This window comes from Oceanobacillus sp. M65, from assembly GCF_052246275.1.
Classification (GTDB): domain Bacteria; phylum Bacillota; class Bacilli; order Bacillales; family Amphibacillaceae; genus Oceanobacillus_B; species Oceanobacillus_B jordanicus.
Genome location: NZ_JBQQCJ010000002.1, coordinates 226,380 through 247,900, shown reverse-complemented (window position 1 = coordinate 247,900; position 21,521 = coordinate 226,380). Strand labels below are relative to the sequence as shown.

At 36.8% G+C, this 21,521-nt stretch carries 23 protein-coding genes; 1 reads left to right on the top strand and 22 read right to left on the bottom strand.

The genetic code is table 11. The annotated features are described in order from the left end of the window. Positions 1-102 precede the first annotated feature (102 nt). The 15 genes from ACTWPF_RS08760 to ACTWPF_RS08690 all read right to left on the bottom strand — a co-directional run bounded on the left by ACTWPF_RS08760 (position 103) and on the right by ACTWPF_RS08690 (position 14,445). A complete protein-coding gene (locus ACTWPF_RS08760) occupies positions 103-1,494 on the bottom strand; it encodes a type VII secretion protein EssB/YukC (RefSeq protein ID WP_443148986.1) in 1,392 nt (463 codons plus the stop codon). A 12-nt stretch (positions 1,495-1,506) separates the two neighbouring features. After that, positions 1,507-2,409, bottom strand: a complete 903-nt coding sequence (locus ACTWPF_RS08755) for a serine/threonine protein kinase (protein WP_443148985.1) — start codon at positions 2,407-2,409, stop codon at positions 1,507-1,509. Positions 2,410-2,433: 24 nt separating this feature from the next. After that, positions 2,434-3,366, bottom strand: coding sequence for a PP2C family protein-serine/threonine phosphatase (locus ACTWPF_RS08750; protein ID WP_443148984.1), 933 nt, complete (start codon positions 3,364-3,366; stop codon positions 2,434-2,436). Further along, positions 3,363-4,904, bottom strand: coding sequence for a DUF6382 domain-containing protein (locus ACTWPF_RS08745; RefSeq protein ID WP_443148983.1), 1,542 nt, complete (start codon positions 4,902-4,904; stop codon positions 3,363-3,365). The genes ACTWPF_RS08750 and ACTWPF_RS08745 overlap by 4 nt, the downstream gene beginning before the upstream one ends. A gap of 93 nt (positions 4,905-4,997) precedes the next feature. Further along, positions 4,998-5,225: a hypothetical protein gene (locus ACTWPF_RS08740; protein ID WP_443148982.1), complete on the bottom strand. Its 228-nt coding sequence runs from the start codon at positions 5,223-5,225 to the stop codon at positions 4,998-5,000. 73 nt (positions 5,226-5,298) lie between these two features. Beyond that, a complete protein-coding gene (locus ACTWPF_RS08735) occupies positions 5,299-5,811 on the bottom strand; it encodes an A24 family peptidase (protein ID WP_443148981.1) in 513 nt (170 codons plus the stop codon). A 38-nt stretch (positions 5,812-5,849) separates the two neighbouring features. Next, on the bottom strand, positions 5,850-6,425 hold the full coding sequence (locus tag ACTWPF_RS08730) for a TadE/TadG family type IV pilus assembly protein (protein WP_443148980.1): 576 nt from the start codon (positions 6,423-6,425) through the stop codon (positions 5,850-5,852). Positions 6,426-6,502: 77 nt separating this feature from the next. Then, positions 6,503-7,159 carry a DUF4352 domain-containing protein gene (locus ACTWPF_RS08725; RefSeq protein WP_443148979.1) on the bottom strand — a complete coding sequence of 219 codons (657 nt, stop codon included), beginning with the start codon at positions 7,157-7,159 and terminating at the stop codon, positions 6,503-6,505. Between the two features lie 33 nt (positions 7,160-7,192). Then, positions 7,193-9,328, bottom strand: coding sequence for a DUF5702 domain-containing protein (locus ACTWPF_RS08720; protein WP_443148978.1), 2,136 nt, complete (start codon positions 9,326-9,328; stop codon positions 7,193-7,195). Between the two features lie 11 nt (positions 9,329-9,339). Further along, positions 9,340-10,002, bottom strand: coding sequence for a TadE/TadG family type IV pilus assembly protein (locus tag ACTWPF_RS08715; RefSeq protein WP_443148977.1), 663 nt, complete (start codon positions 10,000-10,002; stop codon positions 9,340-9,342). Between the two features lie 31 nt (positions 10,003-10,033). Beyond that, the gene (locus ACTWPF_RS08710; protein ID WP_443148976.1) at positions 10,034-10,225 is read right to left on the bottom strand and encodes a Flp1 family type IVb pilin; all 192 of its coding nucleotides are present in this window, start codon (positions 10,223-10,225) and stop codon (positions 10,034-10,036) included. A gap of 37 nt (positions 10,226-10,262) precedes the next feature. Then, positions 10,263-11,126 (bottom strand): type II secretion system F family protein, encoded by an 864-nt coding sequence (locus ACTWPF_RS08705; protein WP_443148975.1) that lies wholly within the window; start codon positions 11,124-11,126, stop codon positions 10,263-10,265. Positions 11,127-11,131: 5 nt separating this feature from the next. Next, positions 11,132-12,082 (bottom strand): type II secretion system F family protein, encoded by a 951-nt coding sequence (locus ACTWPF_RS08700; RefSeq protein ID WP_443148974.1) that lies wholly within the window; start codon positions 12,080-12,082, stop codon positions 11,132-11,134. A 4-nt stretch (positions 12,083-12,086) separates the two neighbouring features. Further along, the gene (locus ACTWPF_RS08695) at positions 12,087-13,331 is read right to left on the bottom strand and encodes a CpaF family protein (RefSeq protein ID WP_443148973.1); all 1,245 of its coding nucleotides are present in this window, start codon (positions 13,329-13,331) and stop codon (positions 12,087-12,089) included. Then, complete coding sequence (locus tag ACTWPF_RS08690) at positions 13,309-14,445, bottom strand: AAA family ATPase (RefSeq protein ID WP_443148972.1); 1,137 nt, start codon at positions 14,443-14,445, stop codon at positions 13,309-13,311. Before ACTWPF_RS08690 ends, ACTWPF_RS08695 begins: the two co-directional genes overlap by 23 nt. Positions 14,446-15,056: 611 nt before the next feature. On the opposite strand from ACTWPF_RS08690, the gene ACTWPF_RS08685 reads away from it, so the two are divergent. Continuing rightward, positions 15,057-16,484 (top strand): zinc ribbon domain-containing protein, encoded by a 1,428-nt coding sequence (locus ACTWPF_RS08685; protein WP_443148971.1) that lies wholly within the window; start codon positions 15,057-15,059, stop codon positions 16,482-16,484. 65 nt (positions 16,485-16,549) lie between these two features. On the opposite strand, the gene greA is transcribed toward ACTWPF_RS08685, so the two are convergent. From greA to ACTWPF_RS08650, 7 genes are all read right to left on the bottom strand, one after another. After that, positions 16,550-17,026: a transcription elongation factor GreA gene (gene greA, locus ACTWPF_RS08680; RefSeq protein WP_036572387.1), complete on the bottom strand. Its 477-nt coding sequence runs from the start codon at positions 17,024-17,026 to the stop codon at positions 16,550-16,552. 180 nt (positions 17,027-17,206) lie between these two features. Beyond that, positions 17,207-17,845 (bottom strand): uridine kinase, encoded by a 639-nt coding sequence (gene udk, locus ACTWPF_RS08675; protein WP_058949349.1) that lies wholly within the window; start codon positions 17,843-17,845, stop codon positions 17,207-17,209. Positions 17,846-17,860: 15 nt separating this feature from the next. Then, positions 17,861-18,499, bottom strand: coding sequence for an O-methyltransferase (locus ACTWPF_RS08670; RefSeq protein ID WP_443148970.1), 639 nt, complete (start codon positions 18,497-18,499; stop codon positions 17,861-17,863). A gap of 478 nt (positions 18,500-18,977) precedes the next feature. Further along, on the bottom strand, positions 18,978-20,096 hold the full coding sequence (gene mltG / locus ACTWPF_RS08665; protein WP_443148969.1) for an endolytic transglycosylase MltG: 1,119 nt from the start codon (positions 20,094-20,096) through the stop codon (positions 18,978-18,980). Positions 20,097-20,412: 316 nt separating this feature from the next. Then, entirely contained in the window at positions 20,413-20,700 is a 288-nt protein-coding gene (locus tag ACTWPF_RS08660) for a DUF1292 domain-containing protein (protein WP_106897016.1), read from the bottom strand. Between the two features lie 13 nt (positions 20,701-20,713). Further along, entirely contained in the window at positions 20,714-21,127 is a 414-nt protein-coding gene (gene ruvX, locus ACTWPF_RS08655) for a Holliday junction resolvase RuvX (protein ID WP_036572377.1), read from the bottom strand. Continuing rightward, entirely contained in the window at positions 21,128-21,397 is a 270-nt protein-coding gene (locus ACTWPF_RS08650) for an IreB family regulatory phosphoprotein (protein ID WP_058949352.1), read from the bottom strand. Positions 21,398-21,521 lie beyond the last annotated feature (124 nt).

Genomic DNA, 21,521 nt, shown 5'->3' with positions numbered 1-21,521 from the left:
CCTCTTTACTAAAATTTTTTTTAGTATACTTCAATTTTGTCTACTAGTCTCAATTAAGAAAAAATGCTGTATAGTTTCAACTAACCTACACAGCATATGCTATTAATCCTTCAATTCTTTTATCTTTTTATTTAATTCATCCAATTTCTCTTCTTTTTCTTCTTTGTCCATATCTTTGTTATCTTCTGCTTTTTTCTTTTCTATTTCTAAGCTACCAATTTGTACCTGTTTGTTTTTAAGCTCTTTTCCTAACTTCATTGCTTCTTTATTGTTATCAAGCTCAAGATAGCTATTAGCTGCTAAGAGTTTAGCATGACCATTGTCGGAAATTTGCTTATATACTTCTAATACTGTTTCATAATCTTTCTCTAGCCATGCTTGTTCAATTAATACTTCTGGTGCATTGGACGTTAGTGATAGAATGACGTCATTTGCTTCATCACTTTCAAGCTGAGCTAATTTTTCCACGACTTCAGCTTGATAGGCTTCACCCATTCCAGCAGCTTTTTTCAAACTATCTACCGTATTCAACTTGATATACTGCTGGATTAACGTTTGCTCAGCATTTTTGTCAGGACTATTAACTTTCTCCAAGTTGGTAATCGCTGCTTCAGTATTGCCTGCCATTGCCTCTTGATATCCTTTTATAATAAGTTGGTTTTGATCTACCTGCTCTTGAAGCTCCTGATTTTCTTCCGTTAAACTATTCTCTTGCTCACTCATTTCACTTTCAAGAGCGCTGGCTGAATCTGCCAAAGGTACCACTTTAATAAGGTACAACCCGAGCATGCCAATTAAAACACCAATTAGCACACCTGACATAAGGGATAGTTTTATCTTTTTTGGTTGTTGCACTTCGGTTGTTTTGCGACTATCTTTATGGGCTTTCTTGTCTTCTGAAGAGACAGCTGGAACATGTGTGGCAAAGAGCTTTCGAAGTTGGTCGATAGAAGTTGCTACATTAATTGCACTCAGTAAGCTATTGTTTCCTGACACCAAAAGCTGCTTATCTTCAACTATTTCTTCAAAAGTATGATTGCTGTGTAATGCTATTAATATTGGCTTTAGCTCGTTTAATAAGCCTTGCTCAGTAAATTCCTCAGGTGGTAAAACAGACCGGATACTTCGATGTGCAAAGTTTACATCCCCTCGCTCATTTACATAAATGTTTGCAGGATGCAGAAAAGTGCTGAATTGTGTACCAACTAAGCTCTCTGTTTGCAAGAGTTTATCAGTCACTTTTTTCTTCTTCTTGTCGTCCATCGTCTTAATTTGGGCCAAGCATACATATCCAGCCTTTTTCTTATAAAAGATGGTAACAAGATCTTCCTTTACTTGATAATGCTGGCACGAGAAAAACAGCGATTCATCGCGTTTTAATTCTTCAAGTTGTTCTACATCTTGAATGTTCGTCTCTTCTCTGGAAATCTGATATGTAACCAACCCTTCGTTCTCCATTATCCGACCATATGGTAGCTTACTAAACTCACTCATTTTTTCGCCTCCTTACAAAGAAAATAATATAATTGTTGCAACTACTGCTAAAGAACCAATTACATATGGTAAAAGATTTTTTTTTGAGTACTGCTTTGATTTTCGATGTTCCCATTCTTCTCTAGCTTTTAATAAGAGTATCTTCGCCTCTCTCACATCCTGCAGTCTGTCTTCGGGATCCAATTCAACAAGTTGGTCAACACAGGTCTCAAGACTTTTCGGGATAGATGAATTGAGTGATTTTATTGGCTCTTGTGCGATATACACATATTTCCCTTTAGATAAAAGATAATAAAGCAATGCTCCAAGAGAGAATAAATCTGTACGTTTATCCGTCTGTTTTTTTTCGAATTGCTCGGGCGCTGCAAAACCTACTGTTCCAATCTGAACAGTGTCCCTCATCTGTTTTTCTTGGTATTTACGAGAAATTCCGAAGTCAATTAACTTGATCTGATCATCCTTCTTTAATAAAATATTTCCTGGCTTCAGATCACGATATATAATCGTATGAGGTTTGCGAGTATGTAAGTAATATAGTACATCACAAAGCTGTACCCCAATGTTTACAATATCCTCAAGCTTAAGTTCATTAGAGTCGTCTTCCAGAAATTGTGTTAAAGATACACCTTCCACATACTCCAACACAAGGTAGAAATAATTATCATCCTGAAAAAAGTCCGCTACACGCGGCAAAATAGGGTGATCTAGTTCACTTAATAGCTTTGTCTCATCTATCAGCTTTCTCGATAGCTTACTAGACATATTTGAGATCTTCACAGCCCACTCTTGAAATGAATTGTTCATGTCTTGTACGCGATACACCTCTGACATACCACCAGTTGCTATGTGCTCTACTACCTTGTATTTTTCACGTAAAATGTCACCTGGCTTCACGAAGATATTATGTTTACTCATTGTTAACACCCCATGCCTCCACTATCATTTCATTCCCAGTATTGATAACAAATTTCGTCTTCCTTTTGTTTCTGTTTTCTCCACATATAAGTTCCGAATGAGCATGAGTGTAATGTTGTCTTCAGCATTGGAAAAATTACAAAAGTTTATTAAGTACTCACACATCATTTGTAGATTTGTGTATTCCTTCTCCAGATTTATTAACATAGTTAAGATCTCTTCATTAGAATACAAGGAATGAAAGCCATCCGAACATACAAGAAACATATCACTTGATTGATATTGCCCCCTTTTTATTTGCGGGTTTATTTCATCCTCTATTCCAAGACATTGTGTCAATACATTTCGCTTCGGGTGATTGCGGGCATCCTCATCTGTTAAGATTCCATCCTTTACTTGTCTTTCCACCCATGAATGATCCTCTGTTAGCTTCACTAGTTCAGGGTTTGATTCCAAAATTTCTGTGCTCTGTTCTTGCAGGAGACTAGTAAGGTCCTCCTGGTTAGCATGATGAAAATATTGCTGTAACCCGTAATTCCAGCCTCTCATCTGATAAATCCTACTATCCCCAACATGGAGAACAACATATTGGCCTTTAAACATAATGAGCAAGGAGAGTGTCGTTCCCATCTTCTTCCCTGTATGCAAACTCGTTGCTTTAATTGAAGTATTTATCTGTTTCATGGTCGATGCACCCTCTCGGGCAATTCGTTCCATAATATCTCGCTTTTTTAATAGTTTGATGATGCGCTTATCCCACCATCTTTGAAAAAAAGATATTGCTAATTTGCTGGCGGTGTCTCCAACCTCATAGCCACCCATCCCATCTGCCACAGCGAACATCGCAATTTCGTTTCCTTCGCTATCAATGGCATGACGATGCAGATAGGAGTCTTCATTCTTATTTTTTCTAGTCCCTTTGTGTGTAGCTTTACCAGTTTGCCATCTTCTGCTCACGAGGAATGACTCCATTTAAAAATATAAGTGGCTTTTCCAAGCATAATTTCATCATCTTCCTGAAGTGCATACACCTTGTATGGGACCATGGTATTTCCATTTAGCTTCGAGCCGTTTTTCGACCCTAAATCCTTTATGCCATAAGAAGTGGAATCAATCTGGATAATTTCTGCGTGTAATCGGGATACCCCGGTTGCTTCCTCCGCATAGCTTACAGCGTCTGCATTTCTACCAATAAGAAAGTTATTTCGATTCAGTTCAATTGTTTCCTCCTGTCCATCAGGGGAAGTTTTAGATAATATAGCTGTTACATTTGATGGAGCAGTTGATGTGGCCGATAGATTAGCTTCATCTTCCAATAACACCGTATCATCCGATGGGGTTGTCAATAGTGTGGTATCCATTGCTGTTGCAGCGGCTAACTGTTGACTTGCATATGCTGGTTGCTGTGAGTGTGCCTGTTGTTGGAAACTAACAGGTGCTTGTTGGCTATATGGCTTTGACTGGGGTTGTTGCGTCTCTGGCTGTGACTGTTTGCCATTCCCTTTTTGTTTTTTGACTGGATTCGAAGTTTGTGTTTCTATTGGCTTCACTCCAGGGCGCCACCATTTAATGTAAGTAACAACTGCAACTACAATGATAATAGAAAGTCCACTGCTTACTCCCAGCATAGCCTGCGTAGTCACTGAATCGTATAACTTCCATATTAAAGCTAAGGCTAATAACGTCCCAGAGAATATATAGACTTTTTCTCTTGATGTTAGTTTTGGCAGCTTCTTTTTTGTTTTAAACTGAGTTGGAGTCACGGTTGACTGTTCATTTTGTGAGGTAGTTACTTTACTTCCATTATTGCTGGACGGCTGCTGTGTATTGGACGATGAATGGACCGGAATCTCATTTATTCCCGCTTCATTCGAAAATCCACTAACCTGGCTAGAATGGTTCACATTTGACCGTAAGGAAATTAACTCTAACAAAAGCTTTTTCAGACCACCTACACTAAAACCATCGTTTTTAATATAGTTCAAGATGCTTTTAAATTCGTTCCCTTGAAGGCCTTCTACTTCTCCAGCAACATCAGTTAAAAGTTTTTTCATATCCTCTGTAACATTGGTCTCTTTGTCTAGTTTTTTCACAGGTAAATAGGCGATATAGATATCACCGGGGTTCTTTCCAATATAAATAAAATCCTGTCTTAAGATAAATTTCTCTTGATCTAGCATATAGGAAGAACAGCTTTCCAAAGTAGATATAATAGACAGGAACACTTGATAATAATCATTCATTGTTGCATTCTTTTTCTGAAAATAAGATGTCAGCTTACTTTTTGAAGTAAGATCGTAAAACAGCTTTGTTTTTAAGTCCATATTTTCTACGGAAAGGGAAAGCAAATGTGGAATTGAATTAGACTGAATCATTTTCAGTTGAACCTCATTTAAATCTCCCGAAGTAATACTTTTACCATTTTGTTCTGTGAACACAATTGATTGACCGTTATGATTCGAATAATCATAGCGAAGGCCATAAATTTCACTCATTCTTTTCCCTCCTGGCTAATCGAATAAATTTTTAAAATTAGTTTTATCATTGATATAGATTTCTTCTACTGTAATTTATTCACCACCAGCATCTTATGATCTGTAAGCTTTATACTTTGAGCCAAAAATGGTAGTCAATATTATAAGAAGGATGATAACCATAATAATGATAGCTACGACGGTTGCATTACTTTCTTTGTCGACTATTCCAGTTAAAACAAGCAAATTGGCCAATAAATCAGTTAACCAGAAAAAGACCACAACGATATATTCCATTATTTTCGAGAAGATATTAGATAAAAAATCTATTATTTCTGTCATGAAAATTCTCCTTTTAAAAGGATTATTAAGTAGGTATGAATTTTTCACCTAGTTCATAAAACAGGTAGAAGTGTTAAAAAAAAGTATAGTAATATACCGTAATCATAGCCGGCAGGACAGCATACATAAAAGGAAAAGTTATGATTTTCTTTTCTTTATCTAAAAGTTTCCATTCTTTTTTTAGTTGCTTATTTAGTTTCATAACAAGTTTGTTATAGGATAAGTATAGACTTGTTCTTGACAGTAATAACAACAGCATTCCAATTATTCCTCCAAAAACAATGGAATACATTAAGATATACAATACAATTTCTATACCAGTAAACGCCCCTATGGCTGCGAACAATTTAACATCCCCGGCACCAACAGCTTTAAATCCATAAAGTATTAAGCAAATTACTCCCGCAGCAAGTAAACCAGTTATAGCAAATAAAAATCCTTCAATTGCTCCATTTATTAGATGAAAAACTAAACCAAATAACATCCCACTTAATGTCAACCAATTAGGAATTTTTTGGTGCCTTACGTCCCATATAAAAGCAACGATAACAAATATAAATAATAGATAATGAATAATTTCCCTCAATTCCTTCCCCCTACCGTCATGATTGCAGTGCAAATCTGTTAATATCCTCCCACCCACAATCTTTCATAGGCCTGCTTCTTGATGGTAATGGTTTTTTCTACAAATGGAACGGTCAAATCTAAATCATAGCTAGCTATAATTCCTAAGTAAGAACCTTCTCCACCATTAAGCGAATTCGGCATTTCTACTTCTACCGTTAAATTGTTAATACTCTCTGAATTAGAGTTCATATTTTCGGCAAATTTTCCTTTTATAATCGGTGTTATGGCGGACGTTCCTAAATCGTTCAAATAATTGGATCCAGATACATCTATATCTAAAAATTCCCTAATAGAAGTACCAACCAAATCTTCCACATCTGTTAAACTAACTTCTCCTAACGTCAAACCAGAAAGTTTGTCTCCAACCAAACCACTAGCCTCTTCTGCCAATATAGTAGCAGGATAAGCATGTGTTGCTATAATTTTGGAAGTTTCATTTACGGATTTGTTTAAGGCAATCTCCGCTACAGAAATACGAATTATCGAAGCCATAAATACAATAAAAAGCATAAATACAGGTAACACAAGTGCAGCTTCTAAAGTGATACTCCCGTTCTCGTTTCTAAAATGCAATTTCAGCTCCTCCAAGCAGAAGCAATTAAGGGGAACTATTCAGTTAAATAGTTCCTCAAGTGCTTCGTTTATTCGATCTACTTGGCTTCCTCAGGCGTGAATGTATACGTTACTTGATTCGTTAGCCCTTCCAGATTTTTTCCTATTGTCAACGTATATTCTTCACTTTGCTCAACATCATATAAAAGTTTTCCGGATTGTGTATCTCCTGGTGCAATTTCGCTATCCCACGCTTCCACTACACCCTCGATGTAAAACCATGTAAATCCACTTGTGTTTTCTTTTGTTTCTAACCTGGTACTGCTAAATGCATCTCCACCTGTCAGCGGCTCATCACTTAAATTTGTAACAGTTAAATCAACAATGACATAGTTCCCTTGTTCTGATGGAGTTTCACCTGCTTCTTGTGTTAATTCAACTGCATCCAACGTCATCTCAAACTCGGTGAAATTATTTTCTATCACTGCAGTGTCACCAATTTCCAATCCTAGTTGATCCTCAGCAGAGATTTCTTCCTCATTGCTATTATCTTCGGCATTTGTGCTATCACCATTGTCTTCCTCCTGCTGTTCTGAATCTGTTTCATTTTCGTTTGTACCTTCACTTTTATCTTCATTATCTAGAGACTCTTCATTATTGCTATTAGCATCTTGCTGTTCTCCCTCATCATTACAGGCTACTAATAGAAAACCTAGTGCTAAGACTAGAATTATACTTAACATTAAACGTTTCATTTATCTCATTCCTCCTATAGTTATGTTAGATTTTTAATATGAGTAATCTATCTGTTCTTCGATATAATACCTGCCATTTCTTACTTTTCCTTCTAAAATACCTGATGCTCCTAACATATCTATTACGCCTGGTATAAACCATAAATCAATGGATGCTTCTGCTTTTCCTGTAGCATAAGTTGGAGCCTCTATAATGTCCTCATTTGTTTTATCATCAACAACTGCCTGAATCCGGTTAATTCGTTGATCATCAGGATCTTGATGTAGGAATAAAAACAACCTTAAGTAAAACTTGTAGTCTGTATCAAATGGTTTTATACCCATTATCTTCAATAGTTGTACTTCTTCTCCATTAGTTAAATGCTTTACATCTTCTAATGTTTCCTTAAAGGCCCACCCAGTAGCGGCCAAAAATTTAGGTAGTGGGTGAGGAATTAACTTAACTTCATTCTGTGTAAACGCAGATATAAAGTTAAACGCAAATCGCGTTGCAGTGAGCTCTAGTAAAGCACTAACATAATTTGCTCCTGGTAAATGCTGACCGTATAGAATATATTCTACTTCTCTATTAATAAAGAGAAAATTATCAGGATAGCTTGAAGGCTCCATTATGCCAAGGCTATCATCTGAGGTAAACCTTGTTAAAATATACTCGTTTATATATGCTTGATCTCTCATATCTGTTGCTATTTCTCCAAGATTATGGAATAGGCTACCTATCATATCAAAGGCATCAGAGGCCCCTTCTTCTGGATCATCCATATCTAAATCTCCTGCACTATTTTCTGAAGCTGATCCGTAATCATTTACTAGACCTTGAAGTGTCTCATATTTTTCTGCATCTTCCAAAAAACCATTACCTTTATTTATTAAATCTTTCAATGTATTTAAAGCCTGAAAAGCATCGGAAAGGCCACCCTCTTCTCCCGTATCTCCAGTATCTGTCTCTTCATAATTATCATCTGCATATTTACGAGCTTCTTCAGTGTCATCAAGCGCACTTCTATAAAGAGACTGGATTTTGTTCATTACTGGGGTGAATGCTATAGATTCCCCTAACAAAAGTTCATCAAAGTGAATTATTTGATAATCAACATACGGGTGGAGTGATGCTGAATTTCCCGGAGATCCCCAATCAACCGATTCCATTGCATCATCCGTTTTATTAAGTGCAGTATTAAAGAAGTTATTATCCATAACGTAATCGTTAATTTGTTGGGTCAAACTATCAATTTCATCTTCCACTGCTGACATAGACCCTTGACTACAGTTTCCATTAGAAAGATTATCGTACTTGTCTTCAACATCTTTTCTTGTATCATTTATTTTTTTTTCAATTGATTGGTTAATAGTTTGAGCATCTCTAATAGCCTTTCTTGCTTTTTTTAGATCTGCATTTCCATCTCCTGCCTCCTTACGGATATCGGTTAACAGGTCCTCCAAATCCCTTTCAAATTTTCCGTCTTCTTCCTCTATGTATTCCGGAAAATGTTTTTTGGCGTCATTCAAATTATCTAAATTTGGATAGGTAGAAGATGAATTGTTCCTTACCTTGCCTTTTACTGATTCTATATCACTGTGAGCATTCTTCAAATGCGTTACAGCCTGTTTCATTTCTTCGTCTCTATCTTGAATCAAATCATTAATATCTTTTGATATATCAACATAGATCTCTGCCTCCATCATCGTACAGGTGTATGGGAGTATGCCATCCACAATTATTTTTCCATATTCAATGGGGGCAGTATATTTCATATCTTCTAATATTTGATGCCTTACAATTTCTGTGTTGGCAAAGGTCCGTTGATCATTCACTTCTAAAGTAGCGTTTTCTACGCGTGTATCAACGAATTTATAATAGCTGCCTTCCTCAACAGTGAGATTTTTTTCAAAAACATTAGAAAAAATCTGGTCTGGAGATTCTGCTCCTTCGTTTATTACAAATAATCCTTTATTTTGTACATCTTTATTATAAGAAGCAAACGAGGATCGAATTGCTGATTTAGAAGCCTGGTCGACCTGGTATTCTGCTACCATAATACGCACAAAATCTATTAATACAGCATTGAATAGAAACAACAGGAGGGTAACGATAATTACATAAATCGAAACAGCTCCATTTTCTTTTATAACAAACCGCCGAAAAGCTGCCCTGAACTTTTCTTTCAAGTGTCACCCTCCTAGTTGCGAGACATAAATTGCGTAATATAATTTGAGTATTCTTGCAGAGATTCAATTGCATACATAACAAGATCAGTTGTTCTAATAAATTCCGTGGGGTCTACCACAGATTGACTTACTTCCACCTCAATTTGATCAATTCCAAATAAGTTCGTAACATAGGCAGGGAAATTTAATGGACTATTTAAATGGACGACAATCTGGCTACCTGTCAGATTGTTCTCGTACCGAACTTCCCCAGTTGCGCCAGCAGGTAGAATACCAGACGAAACTCTTCCTAGCTTTTTCTGTGGAAGATCGCCTCCTCCTGATCCAATTGGAATACTGGCTCCTCCATTTGAAAAGAAATCAATGCCAAACTGGGAAAGGAACTGGTCATCTGTAACACGCCAGTAGAGCCCATCTCCACCATCAAATGAAGTATATTTGTCAAATTCGCCGGTATTAATGTCTTTGTCGCTGTTATTCCATACAAAGGCAAGCTTTTCAGCTACCGAATTGGCGCTGTAATGTAAGGCAGATTGCTGGTACATTACAAGGGCAAAGAATATAAAACAGAGCGTAAGCATCAAAAGGATAGGGAAAACAAGGGATGCTTCAATAGTGAAGCTTCCCTTCTCACTCTCTTTAAACTTACGAAAGTTTAGACTATCTGTTTTCATAGTTTGCTGTCCTTTCTTGTACTAAAAGCTTTTAATCATTGCTTTTGAAATCTTGTATTTCTCCGTCGCCAAATTCCAACAATTCTTTTATCCATCCCATAATGTTCTCTCTAAACAACAAAGCAATAACGACAATAACGGCAATTATCAACATAATTTCCAAGGTCTGTAGACCGTCTTCATCCTTCCAAAACTTCTTACAAGCGTTTTTAAGCTTTTTCATTTATGATTCCTCCTAAAATTTTATATATATAACCTGATTACATTATTGTAATCGCGGGGTAACCCACTATGATCATGACAGCTACAAAGATAATGATTAAGGGAAACACCATTTTGGATGATGCTTCCTCACCCTTTGTTTTGGAAATGTTTTTCCGCTTTTCCCATAAATCATGAGACAACTCTCGGAGTGCAAGTATTAAATCATTTCCACCTTTTCGATAGTTTAATAGAATGGTTGTAGTAAAAATAGAAATTTCTTGTATACCACACTTTTTACTTAGGTCATTTAGGACCTGGTGGAATGGCTCATTACTTACCATCTTATTTACTGTCTCTGTTAATTCTCGAATAAGCGGAGAGTTTGGATTTTGGGTTGTGGTAACACAACGAATAAGTGCCTGTTGTACCGTTTCCCCTGCGTTAACTAAGAGAATAACTTTATTTACCACCTCAGGAAGCTCTGTCAAAATATCCTCTTTTCTTTCCTTTTCCTGACTGGCCAGTTTAGCAACCATCGCATATGGAATCATGACCGTAAAGATAATTCCGACAAATAAGATCGTCGTATCCCCTTCAGAGAGCAATGTGAAAAGAAATGTTCCCAATAAGCAGACAAGCGATGTGGAAATTAATTGCGCGACATACATTCTTGTATGCTGTAATGCTGTACGATTGCCATAGAGACTAATCATTTTCTGCTGGATCTTAGCAATTTGACTATATAATCGCTCCATGACCTTAAAATGATCAATTAAATATAAAGAAACGGGAGCCATAAATAAAAGTGGATATTGGTTCTTAAAGCTTTCTACCACAACATCGTAGCGCTTTCCAACCTTTAAAGATAATCCAAAATAGATACCGATTATAATAAACGTTAATATTGCGTAAATAACCATACTTATCACACCTTAATATCCATGATTCGCTGTCCATACCAGTATGAGAAAACGAGCAATCCAAGGCAGATGGTCATAAATACCGGACCTCTGCTACTCCATTGATACATGGGGGCCAAGTAATCTTCTGCACTGTATTTAAGTAAAAGAATCATCCCTATGGGAGCAATACTCATAATTCGGGACTCGAACTTCTTCTGTGCCACCATTACAGCAACTTCTTGCTGTATATCAATTTTTTCACTGATAATGTCTGATGTTCTTCTAATTACTTCTACAAGGTTCCCGCCAGTACGTTTACATGTAATAAAAACGTTAGTGAAATTCTGTATATCTTCCATGTCGGAACGATTACTAAAATCAAGCAATGCGTTTTCAATCGTTTCCCCGTTTTCAATCCGTCGGTTAATAACCTCAAACTCGCGAATGATTAATGTATTAGGATCGGGGTAGAGCAAGTATAGATCTGTAACCACTTCACGAAAACTGTTCTCGATGGATCTTCCCGCCGCTAGGGAAGAAGACAAGGAGGCAATGGCTTCTTTGAACTGTACCTTAAGCTTTTCTTTACGTTTGTTTAATAAGGTTTTCCGTTGGACTTTTGGATAGAGTATCCCTAATGAACCCAGTACAATAGCAGCGATTATACTTTCATAAAAAAGATATCCTACGAAGGCAAAAAACGCCCCCGCTATAACGGCGTAAAACACAAATTCCTTCACTGAAAGCCGATAAACAGCGTAATTAACTAGATGGCCTTCTACTTCTTTGTTTTGCTTCTCTTTATGTTTTTCCATGAAATGCTTTTTTTTCAGCAGTTCCAATTCTTTGTTTTTTGCCTCAGCTAGCTTACTGTCTAGCGGTATTGCCGCTTCCTGTTTTTTTCTTTTTCTAACGGTATAAAAATAGGCTCCGACCAAACAAAGTAATAGGAGAATTAGTATAATATCTGTCATGTATTCACCCACTCAGCCTTTCCTGATTAACAGAAATTCCAGCCAACTGTGCTTTTGTTTCATTCAGAAGGTCATTACCTGTTGCCTGCAATTCACCAATCACTTTTCCTGTATCCGTTTCTCCTTCTTCAACAAATTCATAAAGCGGGTTGAGAAGGACCTCACCGTTTTCTACCCCAATCACTTCACTTATGGCGACTACTTTCCTCGTATTGTCCCTAAGTCTCATGAGGTGAACCATAATATCGATAGAAGAGCTGATTTGCTGGCGAATAACTTCTACTGGTAAAGATGCACCACTTAACACCATTGTTTCCAGTCTGCTGAGCATATCTTTCGTTGAGTTCGCATGACCCGTAGAAAGCGAGCCATCATGGCCTGTATTCATGGCCTGAAGCATATCCAATGCCTCGGCACCACGGACCTCCCCAACAATTATCCGATCAGGACGCATCCTTAGAGAAGATTTGATCAAATCTCTAATTGAAATTTCGCCCTTTCCTTCTGTATTGGCATTTCTAGTTTCCAAACTTACGAGGTTTGGGACACTTTTGATTTGCAATTCTGCTGAATCCTCAATTGTGATAATCCGTTCATCCTGTGGAATAAAGTTAGATAGTACGTTAAGGAAGGTCGTTTTACCAGATCCGGTACCTCCACCAATGAAAATATTGTATTTCGAGACAACGAGCTTTCGTAAAAACTCGGATGCTTCCTTTGAGATAGAGTTCTTCTCAATTAAATCCTCAATCATAAGTGGTTTTTCCGGGAATTTACGAATGGTCATGACCGGGCCTTTTAATGCAATTGGTGGTAAGACCACGTTCACCCTCGATCCATCATGAAGCCTTGCATCCACAATTGGAGAAGATTCATTAACCACACGATCCACTTTAGAAACAATTGCCTGGATTATATCCTCCAGTTTTTGTTCACTCTCAAACTGTATGTCTACCTGAGAGGTAGAACCATCTTTTTCGATAAATACTTCTTTATGGTTATTGACCATAATCTCTGTAATGCTTCTATCGTCTATTAATGGTTGAAGAACATCATAGCCTCTAAATGCATTGTAAATTCGACCTACAAGATATTTTATCTCACTCGATTTCAACTTGTGCTCACTTGCATAGTCAAAAACAGCGGCTTCTACATATTCTCGTAGCTCATCATTTTTGATAGAATGCATTAAATCAAGGGTTTCACGTAAATGCTGGATTAGTTCTTTAATTACCTTCTCTGTTTCCACTTACGACACCCTCCCTTACTGGGATGATTTTGTCCTGGATAATGGCCTGTAGTTCCTGATTAAATAGCTCATTTCCTAAAATCTCGGAGCTTGACTGCATACTAGACCAGGTTTCAATGTAAGGGAGATAACCATCAATGCTCATTTCTGCAGCTTCAATATGTTGCACAGGCGTTCCTATATGTTTGTTTAGAAGAACATGCGTCTTATCTTTCACAAGATTTTCTTTCCCTACTAATTTCTCTTCCTCTGCAAAGAAGCTTTTAAGTTTTAATTGACTTTGTACATCGTTCACGATTGTCCAGATGACATGATCTGCTTCCTTCAACACGGCAATATTGCGTTTATGCAATGAACTGTCAAGATCTACTACCACGTAATCGTAAGTACCAGTTTCTACAATCCCGTTCACTAATGTACCTACATCCTTTTCGGACATTTCCAGCATCTCATCAGCACTTATTTCCAAATCGAAGTAATCAACCATGGAATAGGGATCATATTTTTTTAATGCTTCTAATTTTGAGCGAAGTTGCTCTGTCTCTGCCTTTACATAATAAAATATTTGCAAAGATGGTCTATCTTCTGCAGATGTAAAATACAGGCTTGTTGAATTAAATAACTCAAGATTCAGATAGAAAACTTTTGCATCTGTAAGTGCAAGCTGTTTACTTAGATTTACTGCAACGGTTGTTTTACCAGCTCCGCCACTTGTTGAATAGGATGCAATAACCCTTGTTTGCTTACTTCTACTCAGAAGCTTTCCAGCTACTTCATTGTGTTCATAATAAATAGCTAACATGGAGGATATCAGTTGGTTTAATCTTTGATATCGATATATAGCATTCAATCCGTTTTTTCCTTTAACTTCATCATCCTCTAACGTCATAATCGTTGTGCCAGGATTTACTTGAAGATTTTCTGTTACTAAAGAAGTACTAATCAATAAGATATCGATCTGTTGACCTTGATGTATGTATGTGTGTAAATTAGTAGCTTCCGTAAAGCACGTTACAATAAACTGATTTGTCTCTTCTGAGGTCCGCATAAATGCGGATAATGACTCCAAGTAATCTTTATTATCATCCAATATGACTACACGTAACTTTTTCATGCATTCACCACCGTCATTTCACTATCGTCTTTGTCACTTCTAAATATTACTAAATTTGTAACATGAAATTAAGAGCTATAAGCAAAAACAGTTCGATTTACCCATTGTCATTAGTATATTATCTTAAATTCAAGATAATTTTCTGGCTTATTTTAGAGAATTTAATCCAAAAAACGTATAATTTTATAAAATATAAGGAGTAATGTTCGGATTAAAAGCGTTTTTAACTTAATAACCGTCTTTAACTGAATAATTAATAATTTTGAATAATTAATCAAAAAAGCAAGAATGTAATTTAATGGAAGTGTATAGAGACCATATGCCTGATCCTTTTTATCTAATTTTGTTTAAAAGTAAAAATAAACCGGGATTGTAACAAAAATGTAATATTTCAAAGGAGAAAAATTGAAGTTTTATACCTGTTGTAGAATAAAAAATGTGTAGTAGCATTACCTATTACCCTTTTAGAAAGTGCCAGGTGTTTTCGAGATTAATAATATATACCCAGATAAAAAACTTCTAAACAGTAAAATTGGTTCATAATTAATCAACTTGAATATGTTACGATTAATTACATACTATTACAATTCGTTTAAGGAGGGATTTATCAAGTGAAATGTAACCATTGTGGTGCCGCTTTAAAAAGCAATACGAGTAAATTTTGCCCTGAATGTGGAGCAGATCTTACAGAACAAAAAGTAAAGGCAAAAAGAAGAAGTAAAAAGATTTTATTCATCATTGTCCCCGTTCTGGTTCTCGTTGCGGTACTTTCTGTTTTCTTTTTTATAGCGAAGGGGAAATTCACACCAGAAAATACTGTAGCTTCGTTTGAAGAGGCAGTTGAACAGGAAGATGCTGACATGTTAGCTGATTTGTTGACTCCAGCACACGATTCTCTTGAAATCACGGAAGAAAATACTGCTCTATTCATAACCTATCTAAAGGATCACCCTACTGCGTATGAAGAGCTTTTAAGTAGACTACATAACCAGGTAGAATTCATCAAGTCCACGCCTGAAAAGAGTAATGGAACAGCCTACTTAGATGATATGTATGGAACCGTTAATATCAGACAAGACGGCAAGGAATGGCTCCTATTTGATGGCTACCAGTTACAAGTCGTTCCAGCATTTATAAAATTAAATACAGCAAATAAAGATGTTCAATTACTTATTAACGGAGAAGTGACAGGAAAATCAACTGAAGAAGATTTCACGGATACATACGGACCGTTTATGCCTGGATCCTATGAAGCAATGGCCAATTTTGAAAATGATTATTCTCAAGTAGAGGAAAAAGTAGAAATAGAACTCTTTACAATGAGACAGGACACTGTAGAGGAGTCTTTTAAGTTACCCATAAGTGAGATTTCTGTTGAATCCTTATTAGATGGCTATACGTTAGCTGTCAACGGGGAGAAAACTGATATTGAGATTAATGAAGGAATACAAGCAGTCGGAGTATTTCCAACTGATGGGTCCGTTTCTTATTCATTCCATAAAGATTTTCCATGGGGGGAGGTAAGTAGTGATGAAGAACCATTGGAAAGCGATTTTGTGGGACTTGATACTGTAAATGCGTTAACGCCTGAAATGCAAACAAACATCATGGAACAACTTAATACTACAATTGCGGAGTACCATCAGGCATTAGCTGAAAAGGACGTATCCATAATGAAAACTGGTGTTACCAATAAAATGAAGGATACACTAAAGGAGAGACAGGAAAATATTGCAAAAAAATATCCTGAATATCAAGGTAAACTTATACGCGCAGAATATGACCTCTCTAAAATCTCAAACCCTGAATTCGACGAGGAATTAGATGCCTACACGATAACAATGAGAGCCCACTATATTTTTTATGAACCAGTGGAAAACCTTGGGTGGTTGCTAGCTGACAGGGAGAAAGATGAATATACGCGTAGTAGAGAATTAGAGTTAGTTTACGATGAGGATGCGGAGCAATGGAAACTGGATACTTATGAAAACGAGTATTTTATAATTACTTCAAGTGTCGAAAAAGCATTCGATTTATAGTTAAATAAATTTATAATTGTTAAACATAAAAAAAGCGGGGATGCACCCCGCTTTTTCTTTCTTCTCTATTCTACTTTTGTAATTTTAACCTGAATGTCTCCACCAGGTGTTGCAACTGAAACTTCTGTACCTATTTCATGTCCTAAAAGACTTTTCGCCATCGGAGAATCGTTCGAGATCTTCCCTTCAAACGGGTCGGCTTCTGCACTACCTACAATAGTATACGTTTCTTCATCACCATCTGGTAGTTCTTGAAACGTTACAGATTTACCTAGTGAAACAATGTCTGGGTTATCGTTATCATTTTCTATAATAACAGCATTGCGTATCATTTTTTCAACTTGAGCAATTCTAGACTCAACAAAGGCTTGGTCGTCTTTTGCTGCATCGTACTCGGAGTTCTCAGAAAGATCACCAAAGTCACGAGCAACTTTAATCCGTTCCACAACCTCTTGTCTACGCTCTGTTTTTAAATGATGTAATTCCTGTTCTAACTTTTCTTTCCCCTCTTGTGTCATATAAAAGCTTTTCTCTATTGCCATTAAAAAAACACTCCTTTTCTGACTTCCTTGGAAATGATTAGCTATATCAATTGAGAATAATTCTCATGATAAGTAAAAATATACTAAACAATACTATGGCAGATTTTATTTATATTTTCAATACTTTTCTTATTATTTTCTAAAATTTTCCTTAGTTTGTCTTTCTGAGTGTATAAAATTTTACTTAAGTTGCTTGTTTTTTTCTAATATATTTTCAATTTTTGTTGCCATAAGATCTATTGCAACATGGTTCTGCCCACCCTCTGGAATAATAATGTCGGCATAACGCTTCGTTGGCTCAATAAATTGCAGGTGAGATGGGCGGACATTTTGGATATATTGATCAATCACGGAATCAAGTGTTCTGCCGCGCTCCTTAATATCCCTTAATAGTCTACGAATAATTCGTAAATCGGCATCCGTATCAACAAATACCTTTATATCCATCAAATCAACCAGTCTAGGGTCCTCAAGAATTAAGATTCCCTCCAGGATGATAACTTCTTTGGGCTCTACAGGAATTACATCACTTGAACGTGTGTGTAGCTTGTAATCATAAACAGGCTTTTCTATTGGTTTATTTCTTAATAACTCGTGTAAATGTTCAATTAATAAGTCATTATCAAACGCTAAAGGATGGTCATAGTTTGTGTTTAACCGCTCCTCTAGTGGTAGATCACTTTGGTCCTTATAGTAATAATCTTGCTCAATAACGAGCACCGTTTTATCGGTAAAGCGCTGGGATATAGATCTAGTAACAGAAGTTTTTCCACTACCACTTCCCCCTGCTACACCAATTACTACTGGTCTATCTTGCATTCTTTGTTACTCCTTTCAGGGCTTTCGTACACTAATTGCTACCCCATCACCTATCGGAACAATAGACGTTGTGAAGTGTGGGTGCTGCATTAGCCATTCGTTGTAATCAATAATTTTACCCACCATTTTTTTATATCGACCAGTTGCCATCTCAGGCTCAGCGACATACCCTTTGAATAATACATTATCTGAAAGAATAACGCCACCCGTAGACAACATTGGGCTAGCTAGCTCGAAAAATCGTTTATATTGTCCTTTTGCTGCATCGATAAATACTAAATCAAACTTCCCATCCAATTTAGGGATTTCTTCCAAGGCATCACCAAGAATAACAGAGATATTATTCTCTTTTCCTAGCTGACGGATTCTCTCTAAAGCCTGTTTATATCTTTCCTCATCACGTTCGATCGTAACAATGCTTGCTTCTGGGTTTGCTTGTAACATACGTAATGCAGAGTATCCAATAGCCGTACCAACCTCTAATATTCTTTTTGGTTGATTCATGCGAATTAATTGCGTTACGAAATGCATACTGACTTTATCCATAATTGGGACGTGGTCAGTAATCGCCTCCGCTTCCATCTCTTCTATCCAGGCTTCCTTCGCTGGTAACAGGTCAATTAAATAGTTGTTCATTTCTTCTTTCAGATACATGCAACTACCTCTTTTCCTTAAACTCTAACTCATTACACTTAAAACTTGTTACTTTACTATAAAGACTTATATTGTCTCGTTGTGTTAGAAAAACTCGTATTCGCTCATCTTTTTAGCGAATGTTTCCGTTTTTCTTATACTTGGGACTTCAAAATTTTAACTACGTCGTTATTTCTCCCTAGCTAAAATTTTATACTTTCCAAATGTGTAAAAAAGGGAAATGTGAACGACTCATTCACACTCCCTATTAGTGCGTGTTCAAAAAGGAGGATATAAAGGACCGAGAAGTTCGAGGCGGCGTAGCTTTGAGTACCGAAACGTATGCAATTAATACGTGAGGAACAAAAAAGCAAGCCAACGAGCTTCCACAGGATGTGGTGACTTCGACGTTCGACACAGGACGTGTCGGAATTTAGTCGAAGGTCATCAGTACCGATGTGTCATTTTTACCGGACTTTTTGAACAACCTCTTATAGATTTAATTAATATGTTCATCCTTATATTGCAAATGCTCTTCATAGGTCTCGGCGTAATAGATATCGCCTTCCCCATCATGTAAAAAATAAAGAAAATCTGAATCCTCAGGATGTAATGCAGCATCCAGTGAGCTCTCTGCAAAATTGCCAATTGGCCCTACAGGAAGTGCGTCTACATAGTACGTATTATAAGGCGATTCGATTTCTAGGTCTTTATTCAGTACTTTATCTTTATGTTCTCCCAGAGCGTATAGAACAGTTGGGTCTGTCTGAAGCTTCATTCCCTCTTCCATCCGGTTTATGAATACACCAGAGATTTTCTTGCGTTGTTCCTCATTTCCAGATTCCTTTTCAACCAATGACGCATAGGTTAACACCTCATGGAGGCTAAAATCGGATTCATTAATCGCCTCTCGGTATTCTGCAATAACGGAGTCTGTTTTATTCAACATTTCTTCGACCACCGCTTCTACAGATGGCGAATCGACATAGAAATTATACGTTGCGGCAAACAAATATCCTTCTAGAGGTGTCTTTATCTCTGGGTCAAGGATGTCTTCTGTTAGTATCGAAGGATATGCTTCAATAAGTTGCTCAATGTATGCCTGATCATTTACAGCGTTTAAAAAGTCTTCTTTTGTAAACGATAGTTCCTTGGCATATATTTCAGCAATTTCCTCAATTGTTTTACCCTCAGGAACAGTAACAGTATGTACCGGCTCCGCAATTACTCGGCCTTCTTTGAGTGATTCAATTATTTCATCAATTGACATAGACGGTGTGAATGTATACTCCCCAGCTTGAAAGTCTGATTCGTTTTTAAACTTTATGTAAAAACGAAATATCCGCTCATCTTTAATAATCCCATTATCTTCAAGAATTGCAGCAATAGTAGAGGTTGAAGAACCAATTGGTATATCAACGGTAACCTCTTCATCACTAGAAGGATCCACAGGTTCTAATGCAGATTTTACATACAAATAGCCGGATATACTACCAATTATAAGTATAAGAAGCAATGAAATGATAATGATTGCTACAATCTTTCTCACCGTTTTAGCTTCTTCACTTCGAGCAATGAGATTGTCCTTAAAATTGCCATTCTTTTTCTTCTTGGACATTAAGTATCCCCCTCTCATCCGCTATATTATACTAAAATAAACGATTATATGCCATTATAATCCTACAATTCGACAGGTACGGGTTACATTTCTTATTGCTATTGCCTAGAGAATTAACATAATCATACAAAATATATTACTTCCCATTCCATTTTCATTAGTAGATATAGACACATTTGAGGGAATTATTGTAGAAATTGCTTACAGCGAAATGAATCATTGTATGTCTCTATTGAGCTGAGGGAGACGAGAAAAAATAATAGTGCTCAAAAAAAGCTGGTGCCCTTTATTAGGACACCAGCAGGTTGTGCATTTTTTAGGATTCGTTCTCTTCATCTGCAAGTGTGTGTAGCATTTCTTCAACCATTTCCCATTCTTCATCTGATTCGATTGGGAATAAAGATAAGTCATCATCATCTTTTGACTTCTCTTCATAACGGAAAGCATATACTTCAACTTCCTCGTCTTCTGACTGTTCCACTGGTGTAACAGCGATGTACGAATGACTTGTTTTGTCTACATCAAAAGTAAATAAAACCTCAAATAAATGTTCTTCCCCGTTTTCATCCGGTATTATGATACGCTCTTTTTCTTCTAGTGCCATTTATATCACTCCTTTATTTTTGATTTAGAAAGCCTTGCAATATCATCACGGCAGCCATCTTATCGATAACTTTCTTCCTTTTCTTCCTACTCATGTCTGCTTCCAAAAGAACACGTTCAGCAGCTACAGTCGTTAGACGTTCATCCCATAATACGGTATCAATGTGATGGGTTTTTTCGATATGTTCTGCATAACGCTGAGATGCTTCGCCACGTTCTCCAATAGAACCATTCATATTTTTAGGAAGGCCAATGACGGCTTTTCCAATCTCGTTCTCTGCAATAATTTCTGCAAGTTTTGAGTCTGCAGAAGTAATACTCTCTTCGTTCCATTCGATTGTAGTTAGCCCTTGAGCAGTCCAACCAAACGCGTCACTTACAGCAACACCGATTGTTTTGGAGCCTACATCTAGTCCTAGTATTTTCATTTAGTTATCCCTTTGCTGTTGTTCTAAATAAAATTTGACCAGCTCTTCTATGACTTCATCCCGCTCAATTTTACGGATCAAATTCCTTGCATCATTGTAGCGCGGGATATATGCAGGATCACCTGATAGTAAATAACCCACAATCTGATTGATCGGATTATATCCTTTTTCACGTAGCGCTTCATGCACGGTAAAAAGGATTTCCTTTATATCCTGATCAAAAGGTTCCTCCGAAAAATTAAATTTCATCGTTTTATCAATTGAGCTCATCATGACACCTCGATCTTAGAATAACACTTTGTTCCTGCTTTGATTAATAGATTTGTTCTACTCAAACCAGTTTGTAACCAGATTTTCCCGAACCTGTCACCGTTAAATTCATTCTAACATGTCT